This is a genomic window from Pseudomonas sp. GQ91, from assembly GCF_059758795.1.
Map to the genome: position 1 here is coordinate 20581 of NZ_JCAXED010000004.1, position 14325 is coordinate 34905.

A 14325-nucleotide genomic window follows, 5' to 3' on the forward strand; every position below is an offset into this window, starting at 1 on the left:
AGCGTTGAACGATGAGCAACGACAAGTATGAACAAGGCTTGAAAATCCGCACCCAGGTGCTGGGCGAGGCTTACGTGAAGCGCTCGCTCGAGAACGCCGACGATTTCACCCGGCCGCTGCAGGAGATGGTCACCGAGTACTGCTGGGGCCATGTGTGGGGCCGCGAGGGTTTGTCGCTTAAAGAACGCAGCATGATAAACTTGGCGATGATTTCGGCCCTCAATCGGCCCCACGAACTCAAGCTGCATATACGTGGCGCCTTGCGTAACGGACTGAGTCGTGAACAAATACGCGAAATTCTGCTTCAGGTTGGCATTTATTGTGGGGTTCCCGCGGCCGTAGACAGTTTCCGGCTGGCCCGGGAAGCCTTCGCCGAAGCCGACGCCGAGGCCTCCAGTTAACCGCTTCATTCAGAGCAGCCCCCATGAAACGCCTGCCACTCGACGACAGCTTCAAGGTCAATCACAACCCGGTTACGCTGCGCGAAATCGTGCTGGAAAAACTGCGAAGCGCCATCATGAACTTCCAGCTCTTGCCGGGCGATCGCCTGGTGGAACGCGACCTGTGTGATCGCCTGGGCGTCAGTCGCACCTCGGTGCGCGAAGCCTTGCGCCACCTGGAGTCGGAAGGCCTGGTAGAGTTCGCCGACGCCAAAGGCCCGCAAGTGGCAGTGATCACCCTGGCCGATGCCGTCGATATCTATGAACTGCGCTGCGTACTCGAAGGCTTGATCGTGCAGCTGTTCACCCTGCGCGCCAAGGCAAAAGACATCAAGGCCCTGGAAAAGGCCCTCGAGGAAAACCGCAAGTCCCTCAAGGATGGCGAACTGCAACAGGTCATCGACTCGGTGCAAGGCTTCTACGACGTATTGCTCGAAGGCTCCGGCAACCATATCGCCGCCACCCAATTGCGGCAGTTGCAGGCACGCATCAGCTACCTGCGGGCAACCTCGGTGTCCCAGGAGAACCGTCGCGGCAGCAGCAACCAGGAAATGGAGCGCATGGTGCAGGCGATCAAGAGTGGCGACCCACTCGCCGCCCACCAGGCCTGCGTCGATCACGTGCGCGCGGCAGCAGCCGTCGCGCTGGATTACCTCAAGCGCAAACAGGAAGAGACCGGCAAGATTCCGGACATCACCCTGCCGATCGCGCTCAAAGAACCACGCATAGGTCACTGAGCATGTTCAGCCCGCGCTTTTGCCCTTGCTGCGGCAGCAGTGACCTCGGTCACCAGTTGCCACCGGGCGATACGCATGAGCGCCTGATGTGCCGTGGCTGCGGCCATATTCACTACGTCAATCCGAAAATCATCGCCGGCTGCATCATCGAGCAGGACGGTAAATACCTGCTGTGCCAACGTGCGATCCCCCCACGCCCGGGCACCTGGACGCTGCCGGCAGGTTTTATGGAGGGCGGCGAGACCACCGAACAGGCGGCGCTGCGCGAAGTCTGGGAGGAAAGCGGCGTGCGTGCCGAGATACTCTCGCCCTACTCGATCTTCAGCGTGCCGAAGATCAGCGAGGTGTACATCATTTTCCGCGCCATCGCGCAGGAGATCACCGGCCAGTTCGGCCCGGAAACCCTCGACTACAAATTCTTCGCCCCCGAGGATATTCCCTGGGACAGCATCTATTACCCGGCCATCCGGCAAATCCTCGAACGCTATATCGAAGAGCGCCAGGCCGGGGTCTACGGCATCTACATCGGCAACGACGACAGCGGCAAGATTCACTTCATCCGCTGAGGCTGCACGGCGATCTACCTGTGGTAGAGAAATTGTCTGTGGGGGCTTGCCTGTAAACAGAGTGGGCTTGTCCTGTGGCAAGGGGCTTGTCCTGTGGCGAGGGGCTTGTCCTGTGGCGAGGGGGCTTGTCCCCCGTTGGGCTGCGCAGCAGCCCCCAGACCAGCCGCAGAGGAGTGCCCGATACGCCGCATTCTACTTTATTGGGGCTGCTTCGCAGCCCAACGGGGGACAAGCCCCCTCGCCACAGGACAAGCCCCACTGCCACAGACAAGCCCCCTCGCCACAGGACAAGCCCCACTGCCACAGGACAAGCCCCACTGCCACAGACAAGCCCCACTGCCACAGGACAAGCCCCACTGCCACAGACAAGCCCCCTATCTACAGGATGGTGTTCGGCGCGCGCCGTCAGGGCGCCACGCCTTCCACAATGATCACCTGCGCCTGGGCCACACCCTCGCGATGGCGCTTCGCCTGCTGATACAGCTCGGACTCGTAACACGCCACGGCCTGCTCGTAACTGTCGAACTCGATCACCACGCTACGCTGCGGCGTGCGCCCGCCTTCCAGCGCGGTGCTGCGGCCGGCCCTGGCGAGGATCCGACCGCCGTACAGCGCGAACGCAGCCGGTGCGCGCTGGGTGTAGTGGGTGTATTGCTCGGCATCGGAAATATCTACATGGGCAATCCAGTAGGCCTTCATCGCGACATCCTCTTGCTTAAGTTTTGTGGTATACCATAATACATACAACCAACAACTTGAGCACCTCCACATGGCCTTCAACAGCATTGCAGAAATCATCGAAGACTACCGCCAGGGCAAAATGGTGCTGCTGGTCGACGATGAAGACCGGGAAAACGAAGGTGATCTGTTGCAGCCCGCCGCCTGCTGCACCGCCGAAAGTATCAGCTTCATGGCTCGCGAAGCACGGGGCCTGATCTGTCTGACCCTCACCGATGAACACTGCCAGCGCCTCGGCCTGGAACAGATGGTGCCGAGTAATGCCAGCGTGTTCGGCACAGCGTTTACCGTGTCCATCGAAGCGGCCACAGGTGTCACCACTGGCATCTCCGCCGCTGACCGCGCACGCACTGTGGCAGCAGCCGTCGACATCGATGCCGGTCCTGCCGACATCGTGCAACCGGGGCATATTTTCCCGTTGCGCGCCAAGGACGGTGGCGTGTTGACCCGCGCCGGCCACACTGAAGCCGGCTGCGACCTGGCACGCCTGGCCGGGCACATCCCGGCCTCGGTGATCGTCGAAGTGATGAATGACGACGGCACCATGGCTCGCCGGCCGGACCTGGAAGTATTCGCGCGCAGACACGGGATCAAGATCGGCACCATCGCTGACCTGATCCACTACCGCCTCAGCACCGAACGCACGGTGACGCGCATCGGCGAACGCGAGCTGCCGACCGTACACGGTACCTTCCGCCTGATTACCTTTGAAGACCGTATCGACGGCGGCGTGCATATGGCGATGGTCATGGGCCAGGTGCGCCGCGAGGAACCGACCCTGGTGCGGGTGCATGTGATTGATCCACTGCGCGATCTGGTGGGCGCCGACTACAGTGGCCCATCCAACTGGACGTTGTGGGCCGCCTTGCAACGCGTCGCCGCTGAAGGCAGTGGCGTGGTGGTGGTGCTGGCCAATCACGAGTCCTCCCAAGCCCTGCTGGAGCGGGTGCCGCAGCTGACCCAGGCACCTCGCCAGTTCAGTCGTTCGCAGTCCCGCATCTATTCTGAAGTAGGCACCGGCGCACAGATCCTGCAAAACCTCGGCGTGGGCAAGTTGCGCCACCTCGGCCCTCCGTTGAAATACGCAGGCTTGACCGGCTACGACCTGGAAGTAGTGGAGAGTATTGCCTTCATTTGACCCTGGAAACCTGCGTTGGCGGATGGCCGGTATGGCAAAATGCTTGCGCAAATCTTGGAATACCATAATATGACATTCCACAGGCCGGATGACGCTCAAGACATCAACCGGACCGACTGCTCCCGATAGGCGGGCATTCAAAAGCCCCGCTCATAAACACAACAATGAGGGCGTAAAAATGGTGTTGAACAAAGCTGTAGCCGCCGTGCTGTTTGCGGGACTGCTGAGCGTGACCAGCCAAGCCGTGCAGGCGGCCGAAAGCGTCAATTTCGTGAGCTGGGGTGGCAGTACCCAAGACGCGCAGAAGCAGGCGTGGGCCGATCCTTTCAGCAAAGCCAGCGGCGTCACCGTGGTCCAGGATGGCCCCACCGACTACGGGAAACTCAAGGCTATGGTCGAAAGCGGCAACGTTCAATGGGACGTGGTGGATGTCGAAGCTGACTTCGCCTTGCGCGCCGCCGCCGAAGGCCTGCTCGAACCCCTCGACTTCGCGGTGATCCAGCGCGACAAGATCGACCCGCGATTTGTCTCCGAGCATGGCGTGGGCTCGTTCTTCTTTTCCTTCGTGCTCGGCTACAACGAAGCCAAGCTCGGCGCCGGCAAACCCCAGGATTGGACCGCGCTGTTCGATACCAAGACCTACCCCGGCAAGCGCGCCCTCTACAAATGGCCCAGCCCCGGCGTGCTGGAGTTGGCTCTTTTGGCCGACGGCGTCGCCGCCGACAAGCTCTACCCGCTGGACCTGGACCGCGCTTTCAAGAAACTCGACACCCTCAAGAAAGACATCGTCTGGTGGGGTGGCGGCGCGCAGTCGCAACAGTTGCTGGCCTCTGGTGAAGTCAGCATGGGTCAGTTCTGGAACGGTCGCATTCACGCCCTGCAGGAAGACGGCGCACCGGTTGGCGTGAGCTGGAAGCAGAACCTGGTCATGGCCGATATTCTGGTGGTGCCCAAAGGCGCGAAAAACAAAGCCGCTGCCATGAAGTTCCTGGCCTATGCCAGCAGCGCCAAGGGCCAGGCCGACTTCTCCAACCAGACCGCCTATGCACCGGTGAATATCGACAGCGTGCAGCGCCTGGATTCGGTACTGGCGCCGAACCTGCCGACGGCGTATGCCAAGGACCAGATCACGCTTGATTTCGCCTACTGGGCCAAGCAGGGTCCGGCCATTGCAACACGGTGGAACGAATGGCTAGTCCAATGAAAATGAGCGCAACCACACCGACCGGGAGCGCCCATGGCGCTGTCGGCGCGGCTCCAGGCCACGCGGCAGTCCCTTCCCTGGCACAGCGCTGGCGCGGCTCGGGCAACCTGATCCCGGCCCTGCTGTTTCTCGGCCTGTTCTTCCTGGCGCCGCTGATTGGCCTGCTGTTGCGCGGCGTGCTGGAGCCGGTGCCAGGCCTGGGCAACTATGAACAGCTGTTCGCCAATTCGGCGTACACCCGAGTGCTGCTCAACACATTTTCGGTGGCGGGCCTGGTGACCCTGTTCAGCCTGCTGCTGGGCTTCCCGCTGGCCTGGGCAATTACCCTGGTGCCGCGCGGCTGGGGGCGCTGGATCCTCAACATCGTGCTGTTGTCGATGTGGACCAGCCTCCTCGCCCGCACTTATTCATGGCTGGTGTTGCTCCAGGCTTCAGGGGTGATCAACAAGGCGTTGATGGCGATGGGCATTATCGATCAACCGCTGGAGATGGTGCACAACCTGACAGGCGTGGTGATCGGCATGAGCTACATCATGATCCCGTTCATTGTGCTGCCGTTGCAGGCGACCATGCAGGCCATCGACCCGATGATCCTACAGGCCGGCTCGATCTGTGGCGCCAGCCCCTGGACCAATTTCTTCCGGGTGTTCCTTCCACTGTGTCGGCCGGGGCTGTTTTCCGGCGGGCTGATGGTGTTTGTGATGTCCCTCGGTTACTACGTCACTCCGGCGCTGCTCGGTGGCGCGCAGAACATGATGTTGCCCGAGTTCATCATTCAGCAGGTGCAATCGTTCCTCAATTGGGGCCTGGCCAGTGCCGGTGCCGCGCTGCTGATCGTCATCACGCTGGTGCTGTTCTACTTCTACCTGAAGCTTCAGCCGGAATCCCCGGTTGGCGCCAGCAACGCGAGGTAAGCCGTCATGCTCCTGACTCCCAATGCCATGAGCCGCAGGATGCGCCTGGGCCTGTACACGACCACCGGCCTGATTGCGTTGTTCCTGCTGTTGCCGATCGTGTTTATCGTGCTGCTGTCGTTCGGCTCATCGCAATGGCTGGTGTTTCCACCGCCGGGCTGGACGCTGAAATGGTACGGGCAGTTTTTCTCCAACGCCGACTGGATGAACGCCGCGGTAGCCAGCCTCAAGGTCGCGGTGCTGACCACCGTGTTCGCCGTCGCCCTGGGCCTGCCCACCGCGTTTGCCCTGGTGCGCGGGCGCTTCCCCGGTCGCGAGCTGCTTTACGGCCTGTTCACCCTGCCGATGATCGTGCCGCTGGTGATCATTGCGGTGGCGGTGTACGCGCTGTTCCTCAAGCTTGGCTACACCGGCACGATGTTCGCCTTTGTGGTCAGCCACGTCATCGTCGCCTTGCCGTTCACCATTATCTCGATCATCAACTCGCTGAAGCTGTTCGATCAGTCGATTGAAGATGCGGCGGTGATCTGCGGCGCATCGCGCTTGCAGGCGGTGTTCAAGGTGACCTTCCCGGCGATTCGCCCGGGGATGGTGGCCGGTGCGTTGTTCGCTTTTCTCGTTTCGTGGGACGAAGTGGTACTCAGCGTGATGATGGCCAGCCCAACCCTGCAAACCCTTCCGGTGAAGATGTGGACCACCCTGCGTCAGGACCTGACGCCGGTGATCGCCGTCGCCTCGACGCTGCTGATTGGCCTGTCAGTAATGATCATGATGATTGCCGCCGCCGTTCGCCGGCGCGCTGAAACCCGCGCCTGAGCGCCCAGGAGTAAAACATGAGTGCAGTGATCAAAGATTCCGCGCAGAAGCATGACCAACCTCTGGTCAGCCTGCGCAACCTGAACAAGTACTACGGCGAATTTGCCGCCGTCGACACTATCTCGTTGGACATCAAGGACGGTGAATTCCTCACCTTCCTCGGTTCCAGCGGCTCGGGTAAAAGCACCACCCTGTCGATGCTCGCCGGCTTCGAAACGCCGAGCAGCGGCGAAATCCTGGTCGACGGCCAATCCCTAGTCAATGTACCGCCGCACAAGCGCGACATTGGCATGGTGTTCCAGCGCTACTCATTGTTCCCGCACCTGTCGGTCCGCGACAACATCGCCTTCCCGCTGGCGATCCGCAAACTGGCCAGCGCCGAACGCGAGAAACGCGTCGACGCCATGCTCAAGCTGGTGCAGTTGGAACAATTCGCCCATCGCCGCCCTTCGCAATTGTCCGGCGGTCAACAGCAACGGGTCGCTATCGCCCGTGCGCTGGTGTACGAGCCACGCATCCTGCTGATGGACGAGCCCCTTGGCGCCCTCGACAAGAAACTGCGTGAAGACTTGCAGGATGAACTGCGTCAGTTGCATCGACGCCTGGGCATCACCATTGTCTACGTGACCCACGACCAGGAAGAAGCCATGCGTCTGTCCCAGCGCATCGCGATTTTCAGCCATGGCAAGATCGTCGGCCTGGGCAGCGGTTTCGACCTGTACCAGAACCCGCCGAATGCATTTGTCGCTTCCTTCCTCGGCAACTCCAACTTCCTCAAGCTCAAGGCCCAAGGCAACGCGGTGGCGGCGTTCGAGGGGCAATCCTTATCGATCCGCCTGACCACCGGGCTGCACACCGACCAGGATGTGCTGCTGATGGTACGACCGGAAAAAGCCCTGGCGCTGAGCATCGAACAGGCCGCCGAGCAGCCACTGGCCGTCGGCTGGAATGAAGTCTCGGCGGTTGTCGGCGAAGTGTTGTTCCTCGGCGAAAGCCTGACCTGCAGCGTGAAAACCCTGGGCGGTACCTCAATGACGGTCAAGGCACTGTATGCTGCGGGCATGCCACTCAAGTCCGGTGATTCGGTGCGCGTGCGCTGGGCGACGGCGGATGCGTGCGTGTATACCGAATGGCAGGACAGCGATCTGAACAAGGCTGCAGGCGCGCACTGATCGCAGGCCAAAACACGTCACCTTGAGGCCGCCACAACGTCGGGTTGTGGCGGCTTTTTTTAGCCGGTAGGGAATCTCAGGCTTGAGTTGGGCTGCGAAGCAGCCCCAGCAAGCCGAATACGCTGTATCAGATACTCCGTAGCGGCTGCTTTTGGGGCTGCTGCGCAGCCCTACGCGGGACAAGCCCGCTCGCCACAGGCGATATTCGTCAATTTCTGAAAGTTGTGTAGATGCCTCTGCCCAAAGGGGCGAGGGGACTGACCGAAGTATGCCGAGAAAATGGGCGACCTGAAAAAACCGTTTTGATTGTGGATTCGATGCCGATCCTTCAGGTCAGAAAAGTATCTGAAATATCCCCGTTCAGCCCCTTCAGATCAGATCCAGCCTTTGGCCTGTCGAGAACCACAACTAACCGCCCCAAAAGTACCAAATGCCTGCCACAGCGGCCCAAACGTAAGCAACGCGATAGGGCCACAACGCCCAACGCTTCAGCGTTAAGGGAACAGCAGCCAGTTCGATCTCGGTCACGAGGCCTGCTTGCAAATAGGGCTTGGGATTTGACAGAAAATCAATCATCAGCCCCATGCGATGAAATCTGTCGATTCGCCGATTCCTTCTTCAGAAACGTTTATGTCTACGCACTTTTTCGTTTTCACTGAAATAACTTTCCAACTCGTCGAGTTTTCGGTACTCGGTATATAACATCACCGCAAAGCCACTTAACGCCCCGGAACACATAACAATGGTGTAGGCGAGAAAAAATGACACTGCTAGGCTCCTTTTGGTTGAAATATCAAATCACCATCGGTTTCTATGATCTCACCACCCAGAAACGCACCACCGTCGCCGAGTACACTACCTCGTGCATACCCTCCCCCTTCGCCCTTCTACATTGCGCCTCTCTCCCAGTCATACACGCCTCCTTGAGTTCCAACCCCGTCACTCCCACATCCAGCGCCAACCCCAGATAAGTCCCTTTACTCAGCCACTTAGATGTCTGTCCAATCGCCCGAATCCGTTGCGCATACCCTGCAACCTCACCTGCTTCCTCTAGGGAACAGCTCACGCTGTAGGTGTCAGGAACAATCACCAACTGACCCGGCGTTACCAATCCAAGGCGCAGGTGCCGGTTCAACACATCGAAATGACCGGAGCGCTGCCGACTAGGGGCGCCGTCCATCAAGCGGGATTTCAAACTCGAGTAGTCCGCGGTTCGGTCGTTGATATACCCTTGCGCCATGTTTCACATCCTGGATGCAATTAGAGATGGCGTCGAAAAATAAACAAGCAACTACGACCCCAGACACAAGCCAGAGGGGTGAAATAATATTTAGGAATTTGCCTACACAGCGAAGAAATAACGCCGGCAGAAACGTCCTGGGGCTCGGTCATCTCTAGGTGCTGCACGCAATCACTAAGCTGCAACGCCCCTTCCGGCAATCAGGGTAACCAGAGCCTAGATACAAAAATGCCCGGCATTGACCGCAATGCCGTGCAGTTAAGAAAGTCGCGTGCCAAACACCATCCTGTGGCGAGGGGGCTTGTCCCCCGTTGGGCTGCGCAGCAGCCCTAATAAAGACAAATGCGGTGTATCAGGCACTCTTCAGCGACTGGGTTTTGGGGCTGCTGCGCAGCCCAACGGGGGACAAGCCCCCTCGCCACAGACAAGCCCCTCGCCACAGGAGATTCAGCCTTAACTGCACGGCATTGCGGCATTGGCCGGGCATTTCAACTGGTGCGAGGACTAGTCGGTATAACCTAACCTCACCGCCTTGACCTTCTGCGCCTGCTGACGTGTGGCCAGGCAGTAATACAATGGGCACGTCACCACCAACCCCACCAGCCACGACAAGTCCGCGCCTTCCACCAGGTTGGCCCACGGCCCGACATACAGCGATGTATTGGCAAATGGCAGTTGCACGATGATGCCAATGAAGTACGCGACGATGGCGTGCGGGTTGAAGCGCCCGTAGATTCCGCCGTCGGCCTGGAAGATCGAGGCAATGTCGTAGGCCCCACGCTTGATGAGGTAGAAGTCGATCAAATTGATCGACGCCCAGGGCACCAGCACCAACAACAGCGCCAGGATCAGCCCGATAAACTGCGAGATGAAATCCTCCGAAGCACCCAGCGCTACCACACAGCAGCCCGCGAGGATCACGCCCGACAGCATCACTCGCACCTTGATGCTGGGTGTCCACTGGCTGGCGAAGGTCTGGATCGAGGTGATGATCGACAGCACCGCGCCATACAGATTCAGGGCGTTGTGACTGATGATATTGAGCAGGAACAACACCATCAGGATCGGCCCCAGCCAACCGGTGGCTTGCTTGACCGCGACCATGGCTTCGGTGCCTTCCGGTGTGGCCAAGGCAGCTACCAGACCGAAAGCAAAGGACAGGATGGTGCCGAGAGTGGCGCCCAGGTACGTCGCAATGAAGGGTCGGGTAATGCCGATATCCGCCGGCAGATAGCGCGAATAATCGCTGGTATAGGGTGAGAAACTGATTTGCCAGATCACCCCCAAGGACACCGTTGCCAACCAGCCGGCCAGGTTGAAGCCGCCACGGGTCAGAAAGTCCGCCGGCAACTCATGGGCGAAGATATAGATAAAGCCCGCGAGCAATGCCCCCCCCATCACCCAGGTGCCGACACGGTTCAAGGTATGGATAAAACGGTAGCCGATCACACCGATGGCCGTGGCGCTGAGCGCGCCGATCAGGATACTCGCCGGCATCGGTACCGACGGCACGATACCGACAATGGATTTACCGGCCAGCACAATGTTGGAGATGAAAAAGCCGATATAGATCAGCGCCGCGAAAAACACTATCAACAACGCGCCATAGCGCCCGAACTGCCCACGACTCTGCACCATCTGCGGAATGCCCATTCGCGGGCCCTGGGCCGACGCAAGCGCAATCACCACCCCGCCAAGCATATGTCCAAAGGCAATCGCCAGCAGCCCCCAGACCAGATTGAGATGGAATACCTGGGCCACCATGGCTCCGGTAACGATGGGCAGCGGTGCAATGTTGGTGCTGAACCATAAAGTGAACAGGTCGCGGGCCTTTCCATGGCGTTCCGCGAGGGGGACGTAATCGACCGTGTGATTCTCGATCAGGGGGTCTTGCCGGGACATCTGGGGCATGGAAATGAACTCGCGTTTGTCTGATCTTATAGTTGTTTGACGCCAAACCGGGAGAGCTCTCTGGCTCCCAAGTTGAACACCATATTATGGTATTCCAACATTTTCACAAGGCTGATCCGTCATTCTGACACGTATCTGATCCGTTATTGTGATACATGGCAGAACGCTATTTATTGGAAAAATCCCCGTATTTATTGAGCTTGAGCACAAACCTGTACGCTCATCGGTCACAGGAAAAAGCGCTTGCACAGATCGTATTACGGTATACCATCAGACTTACAAATTTATAAAAACTGCTTCACCGCCAGAGGACCTTCCCATGATCGATGCTGCCATCTACAAACAAGTGATGGGGTCGTTTCCGTCCGGGGTTACCGTGATCACCACGCTTGACGACAACGGCCAGGTCGTAGGGCTGACCGCCAGTGCGTTCAGCTCATTGTCCATGGACCCGGCCTTGGTGCTGTTCTGCCCCAACTACAGCTCCGACTCCTACCCAGTCCTGATCAAAAACAAACGCTTTGCCATTCACGTACTTTCCGGCGGCCAGCAAAACGAAGCTTATGCTTTTGCGCGCAAGGGCAAGGACAAGGCCCAGGGCATCGAATGGACCTTGAGCGAACTGGGCAACCCGATCCTGGCCAATGCCTCGGCAGTGATCGAGTGCGAGCTGTGGCGTGAATATGAAGGCGGCGACCACGCGATCATGGTCGGCTCGGTGAAGAACCTGATCGTGCCCCAGCAGAACGCCGGGCCACTGGTGTATTGCCACGGCAAGATGGGCGCCCTGCCCGTCGTTGCCTGACAGATCCCGCGCGAGGGCGCGGATGAAGAGAAACATTTTGCGACTACATCGTATTATGGTATACCAATAATCGGTCCACCGAACAGCTGTCACCACTGACAGGCTTCACAGGGGCGAGCGTATTTAGGGCCTGCAGTCGACAGGCCGATCACAATAGATCCGAGGTAAGCATCATGAAGTTTTCCCTGTTCGTACACATGGAGCGCTGGGATGAAAGTGTCAGCCACCGCCAGTTGTTTGAAGACCTGAGCGAATTGACCCTGATGGCCGAGGCAGGTGGGTTCAGTACCGTGTGGATCGGCGAACACCACGCCATGGAATACACCATCTCACCCAGCCCGATGCCGCTGCTGGCTTACCTCGCGGCCAAGACCACCACCATTCACCTGGGCGCGGGCACCATCATTGCGCCGTTCTGGCACCCATTGCGGGTGGCGGGCGAATGCGCCTTGCTCGACGTCATCAGCAACGGGCGCATGGAGGTCGGCCTGGCCCGTGGCGCTTACCAGGTGGAATTCGACCGCATGGCCGGAGGCATGCCCGCCTCCGCCGGCGGCGCGGCGTTGCGCGAGATGGTGCCGGTGGTGCGTGCTTTGTGGAAGGGCGACTACGCCCATGACGGCGATATCTGGAAATTCCCGACCTCCACCAGCGTGCCCAAACCGATCCAGCAGCCTAACCCGCCGATGTGGATTGCCGCGCGCGATCCAGACTCCCACAACTTCGCGGTGGCCAATGGTTGCAACGTGATGGTCACCCCATTGATGAAGGGCGACGAAGAAGTCCTCGACCTGAAAAACAAATTCCAGGCCGCGCTGGATAACAACCCGGATGTGCCACGCCCGCAATTGATGGTATTGCGCCACACCCACGTGCATGCGGTCGATGACCCTGAAGGCTGGAAAGTCGGGGCCAAGGCGATCTCCAGGTTCTATCGGACCTTCGATGCCTGGTTCGGCAATAAGGAGGTGCCCGTCAACGGTTTCCTCGCGCCGAGCCCTGAGGAGAAGTTCGCCACCCGCCCCGAGTTTGAACTGGAAAGCCTGCACCGGACCGCCATGATCGGCACACCCGAAGAAATCATTCCGCGGATCCGGTATTACCAGGAACTGGGGGTCGACGAATTCAGTTTCTGGTGTGATAACAGCTTGTCCCACGCAGAGAAGAAAAAATCCCTGGCGCTGTTTATCAAGCACGTGGTGCCGGCATTTCGCTGAACCGCGCCCTGTCCTATCCACGCCGGCACTCGCCGGCGTTTTGCGTTTTGGCCGTTGCTCAGGGGTCGTCTGCTCATGCACCTCTCCCACGCAAAGGCGAGGATTGACAGACCTTACAATGGATCCATTATAAAAAAATAAAAACAGAATTGCGCGATAATCGCCCATAAATTCCCAGAACAAGCCCACGGCAATGTTGACTCTCCGTAGTTTTCACCACTTAATGGATCCATTAAACAAAAATAAGTACAAGCCTGGAGAGCTCCCATGTATCCCAAGAACACGTGGTACGTTGCCTGCACCCCCGATGAAATCGCTCACAAGCCCCTCGGCCGGCAGATCTGCGGTGAAAAAATGGTGTTTTATCGCGGCGCGGAAGGCAACGTCGCGGCCGTCGAGGACTTCTGCCCACATCGCGGCGCGCCACTGTCCCTGGGCTATGTCGAAAACGGCAACCTCGTCTGCGGTTATCACGGTCTGGTGATGGGCAGTGACGGCAAGACGGTGGAAATGCCCGGTCAGCGGGTACGGGGGTTTCCGTGCAACAAGAGCTTTGCAGTGGTTGAGCGCTACGGCTTCATCTGGGTCTGGCCCGGCGATCAGGCCCAGGCCGATCCCGCATTGATCCACCATTTGGAATGGGCTGTGAGCGATCAATGGGCCTATGGCGGCGGGTTGTTTCACATCAAGTGTGATTACCGCCTGATGATCGACAACCTGATGGACCTGACCCACGAAACCTACGTCCACGCTTCCAGTATCGGTCAGAAGGAAATCGACGAAGCGCCGCCGCTGACCACCGTCGAGGGCGACGAGGTGGTGACCGCCCGGCATATGGAAAACATCATGGCCCCGCCGTTCTGGCGCATGGCCCTGCGCGGTAACAACCTCGCCGATGACGTACCGGTGGATCGCTGGCAGATCTGCCGCTTCAGCCCGCCCAGCCATGTACTGATCGAGGTCGGCGTGGCCCACGCCGGCAAGGGCGGCTATGACGCCGCTGCCGAACACAAGGCCGCGAGCATCGTGGTGGACTTCATCACTCCGGAGACCGAGACCTCGATCTGGTACTTCTGGGGCATGGCGCGCAACTTCAACCCCCAGGACCAGGAACTGACCGCCAGTATTCGCGAAGGCCAGGGGAAGATCTTCAGCGAAGACCTGGAGATGCTCGAACGCCAGCAACAGAACCTGCTCGCGCATCCGACCCGCAACCTGCTCAAGCTCAATATCGATGCCGGCGGCGTGCAGTCGCGCAAGGTGCTGGAACGCCTGATCGCCAAGGAGCGCAGCGCGCAACCGCAACTGATCGCCGCAACCAGCGCCTGACGCCGCCTGCACCGAGCGCGGCGTCCTCATCGCGCCGCGCCCTGCCCTGTGCCTTTACCGAATAAACAGAAGTGGCCGCTCGCAGCGGCAACACGCCA

General features: G+C 59.4%; 13 protein-coding genes and 1 pseudogene. 11 read left to right on the plus strand and 3 right to left on the minus strand.

Features of this window, described 5'->3' with window-relative positions; genetic code table 11:
- Nucleotides 1-11 precede the first annotated feature (11 nt).
- From AC6CIA_RS06970 to AC6CIA_RS06980, 3 genes are read left to right on the plus strand one after another with little or no spacing between them, the layout of a single operon-like run.
- Nucleotides 12-401 (plus strand): carboxymuconolactone decarboxylase family protein, encoded by a 390-nt coding sequence (locus tag AC6CIA_RS06970; RefSeq protein ID WP_084381728.1) that lies wholly within the window; start codon nucleotides 12-14, stop codon nucleotides 399-401.
- A 23-nt stretch (nucleotides 402-424) separates the two neighbouring features.
- Nucleotides 425-1177, plus strand: coding sequence for a GntR family transcriptional regulator (locus AC6CIA_RS06975; RefSeq protein WP_084381729.1), 753 nt, complete (start codon nucleotides 425-427; stop codon nucleotides 1175-1177).
- Between the two features lie 2 nt (nucleotides 1178-1179).
- On the plus strand, nucleotides 1180-1743 hold the full coding sequence (locus AC6CIA_RS06980; RefSeq protein WP_084381730.1) for an NUDIX hydrolase: 564 nt from the start codon (nucleotides 1180-1182) through the stop codon (nucleotides 1741-1743).
- Between the two features lie 405 nt (nucleotides 1744-2148).
- On the opposite strand, the gene AC6CIA_RS06985 is transcribed toward AC6CIA_RS06980, so the two are convergent.
- Nucleotides 2149-2442, minus strand: coding sequence for a DUF1330 domain-containing protein (locus AC6CIA_RS06985; protein ID WP_498311226.1), 294 nt, complete (start codon nucleotides 2440-2442; stop codon nucleotides 2149-2151).
- 70 nt (nucleotides 2443-2512) lie between these two features.
- Here AC6CIA_RS06985 and ribBA point away from each other — a divergent pair, with 70 nt between their 5' ends.
- The 5 genes from ribBA (at nucleotide 2513) to AC6CIA_RS07010 (ending at nucleotide 7725) form a co-directional block, all read left to right on the plus strand.
- Entirely contained in the window at nucleotides 2513-3619 is a 1107-nt protein-coding gene (gene ribBA / locus AC6CIA_RS06990; RefSeq protein WP_498311227.1) for a bifunctional 3,4-dihydroxy-2-butanone-4-phosphate synthase/GTP cyclohydrolase II, read from the plus strand.
- A gap of 178 nt (nucleotides 3620-3797) precedes the next feature.
- Nucleotides 3798-4823, plus strand: a complete 1026-nt coding sequence (locus tag AC6CIA_RS06995; RefSeq protein WP_498311228.1) for an ABC transporter substrate-binding protein — start codon at nucleotides 3798-3800, stop codon at nucleotides 4821-4823.
- Nucleotides 4820-5737, plus strand: coding sequence for an ABC transporter permease (locus AC6CIA_RS07000; protein WP_339530062.1), 918 nt, complete (start codon nucleotides 4820-4822; stop codon nucleotides 5735-5737). Before AC6CIA_RS06995 ends, AC6CIA_RS07000 begins: the two co-directional genes overlap by 4 nt.
- A gap of 6 nt (nucleotides 5738-5743) precedes the next feature.
- Nucleotides 5744-6553: an ABC transporter permease gene (locus AC6CIA_RS07005; protein WP_339530025.1), complete on the plus strand. Its 810-nt coding sequence runs from the start codon at nucleotides 5744-5746 to the stop codon at nucleotides 6551-6553.
- A 17-nt stretch (nucleotides 6554-6570) separates the two neighbouring features.
- On the plus strand, nucleotides 6571-7725 hold the full coding sequence (locus AC6CIA_RS07010) for an ABC transporter ATP-binding protein (protein WP_498311229.1): 1155 nt from the start codon (nucleotides 6571-6573) through the stop codon (nucleotides 7723-7725).
- Nucleotides 7726-8495: 770 nt separating this feature from the next.
- On the opposite strand, the pseudogene AC6CIA_RS07015 reads toward AC6CIA_RS07010, so the two are convergent.
- Nucleotides 8496-8965 (minus strand): annotated as a pseudogene (locus tag AC6CIA_RS07015) (hypothetical protein).
- 504 nt (nucleotides 8966-9469) lie between these two features.
- On the minus strand, nucleotides 9470-10876 hold the full coding sequence (locus AC6CIA_RS07020; RefSeq protein WP_498311230.1) for a purine-cytosine permease family protein: 1407 nt from the start codon (nucleotides 10874-10876) through the stop codon (nucleotides 9470-9472).
- A gap of 319 nt (nucleotides 10877-11195) precedes the next feature.
- Here AC6CIA_RS07020 and AC6CIA_RS07025 point away from each other — a divergent pair, with 319 nt between their 5' ends.
- The 3 genes from AC6CIA_RS07025 (at nucleotide 11196) to AC6CIA_RS07035 (ending at nucleotide 14227) form a co-directional block, all read left to right on the plus strand.
- On the plus strand, nucleotides 11196-11681 hold the full coding sequence (locus AC6CIA_RS07025) for a flavin reductase family protein (protein ID WP_498311231.1): 486 nt from the start codon (nucleotides 11196-11198) through the stop codon (nucleotides 11679-11681).
- A 173-nt stretch (nucleotides 11682-11854) separates the two neighbouring features.
- On the plus strand, nucleotides 11855-12898 hold the full coding sequence (locus AC6CIA_RS07030) for an LLM class flavin-dependent oxidoreductase (protein ID WP_498311232.1): 1044 nt from the start codon (nucleotides 11855-11857) through the stop codon (nucleotides 12896-12898).
- A gap of 267 nt (nucleotides 12899-13165) precedes the next feature.
- Nucleotides 13166-14227 carry a Rieske 2Fe-2S domain-containing protein gene (locus AC6CIA_RS07035; RefSeq protein ID WP_498311233.1) on the plus strand — a complete coding sequence of 354 codons (1062 nt, stop codon included), beginning with the start codon at nucleotides 13166-13168 and terminating at the stop codon, nucleotides 14225-14227.
- The last annotated feature ends 98 nt before the right edge of the window (nucleotides 14228-14325 follow it).

What these genes read in the sequence shown, in the direction of transcription:
- AC6CIA_RS07010 (WP_498311229.1), top strand. Translation starts at nt 6,571, where the DNA reads ATGAGTGCAGTGATCAAAGATTCCGCGCAGAAGCATGACCAACCTCTG.
- AC6CIA_RS06980 (WP_084381730.1), top strand. Translation starts at nt 1,180, where the DNA reads ATGTTCAGCCCGCGCTTTTGCCCTTGCTGCGGCAGCAGTGACCTCGGT.
- AC6CIA_RS06995 (WP_498311228.1), top strand. Translation starts at nt 3,798, where the DNA reads ATGGTGTTGAACAAAGCTGTAGCCGCCGTGCTGTTTGCGGGACTGCTG.
- ribBA (WP_498311227.1), top strand. Translation starts at nt 2,513, where the DNA reads ATGGCCTTCAACAGCATTGCAGAAATCATCGAAGACTACCGCCAGGGC.
- AC6CIA_RS06985 (WP_498311226.1), bottom strand. Translation starts at nt 2,442, where the DNA reads ATGAAGGCCTACTGGATTGCCCATGTAGATATTTCCGATGCCGAGCAA.
- AC6CIA_RS07020 (WP_498311230.1), bottom strand. Translation starts at nt 10,876, where the DNA reads ATGCCCCAGATGTCCCGGCAAGACCCCCTGATCGAGAATCACACGGTC.
- AC6CIA_RS06975 (WP_084381729.1), top strand. Translation starts at nt 425, where the DNA reads ATGAAACGCCTGCCACTCGACGACAGCTTCAAGGTCAATCACAACCCG.
- AC6CIA_RS07005 (WP_339530025.1), top strand. Translation starts at nt 5,744, where the DNA reads ATGCTCCTGACTCCCAATGCCATGAGCCGCAGGATGCGCCTGGGCCTG.
- AC6CIA_RS07025 (WP_498311231.1), top strand. Translation starts at nt 11,196, where the DNA reads ATGATCGATGCTGCCATCTACAAACAAGTGATGGGGTCGTTTCCGTCC.
- AC6CIA_RS06970 (WP_084381728.1), top strand. Translation starts at nt 12, where the DNA reads ATGAGCAACGACAAGTATGAACAAGGCTTGAAAATCCGCACCCAGGTG.
- AC6CIA_RS07000 (WP_339530062.1), top strand. Translation starts at nt 4,820, where the DNA reads ATGAAAATGAGCGCAACCACACCGACCGGGAGCGCCCATGGCGCTGTC.
- AC6CIA_RS07035 (WP_498311233.1), top strand. Translation starts at nt 13,166, where the DNA reads ATGTATCCCAAGAACACGTGGTACGTTGCCTGCACCCCCGATGAAATC.
- AC6CIA_RS07030 (WP_498311232.1), top strand. Translation starts at nt 11,855, where the DNA reads ATGAAGTTTTCCCTGTTCGTACACATGGAGCGCTGGGATGAAAGTGTC.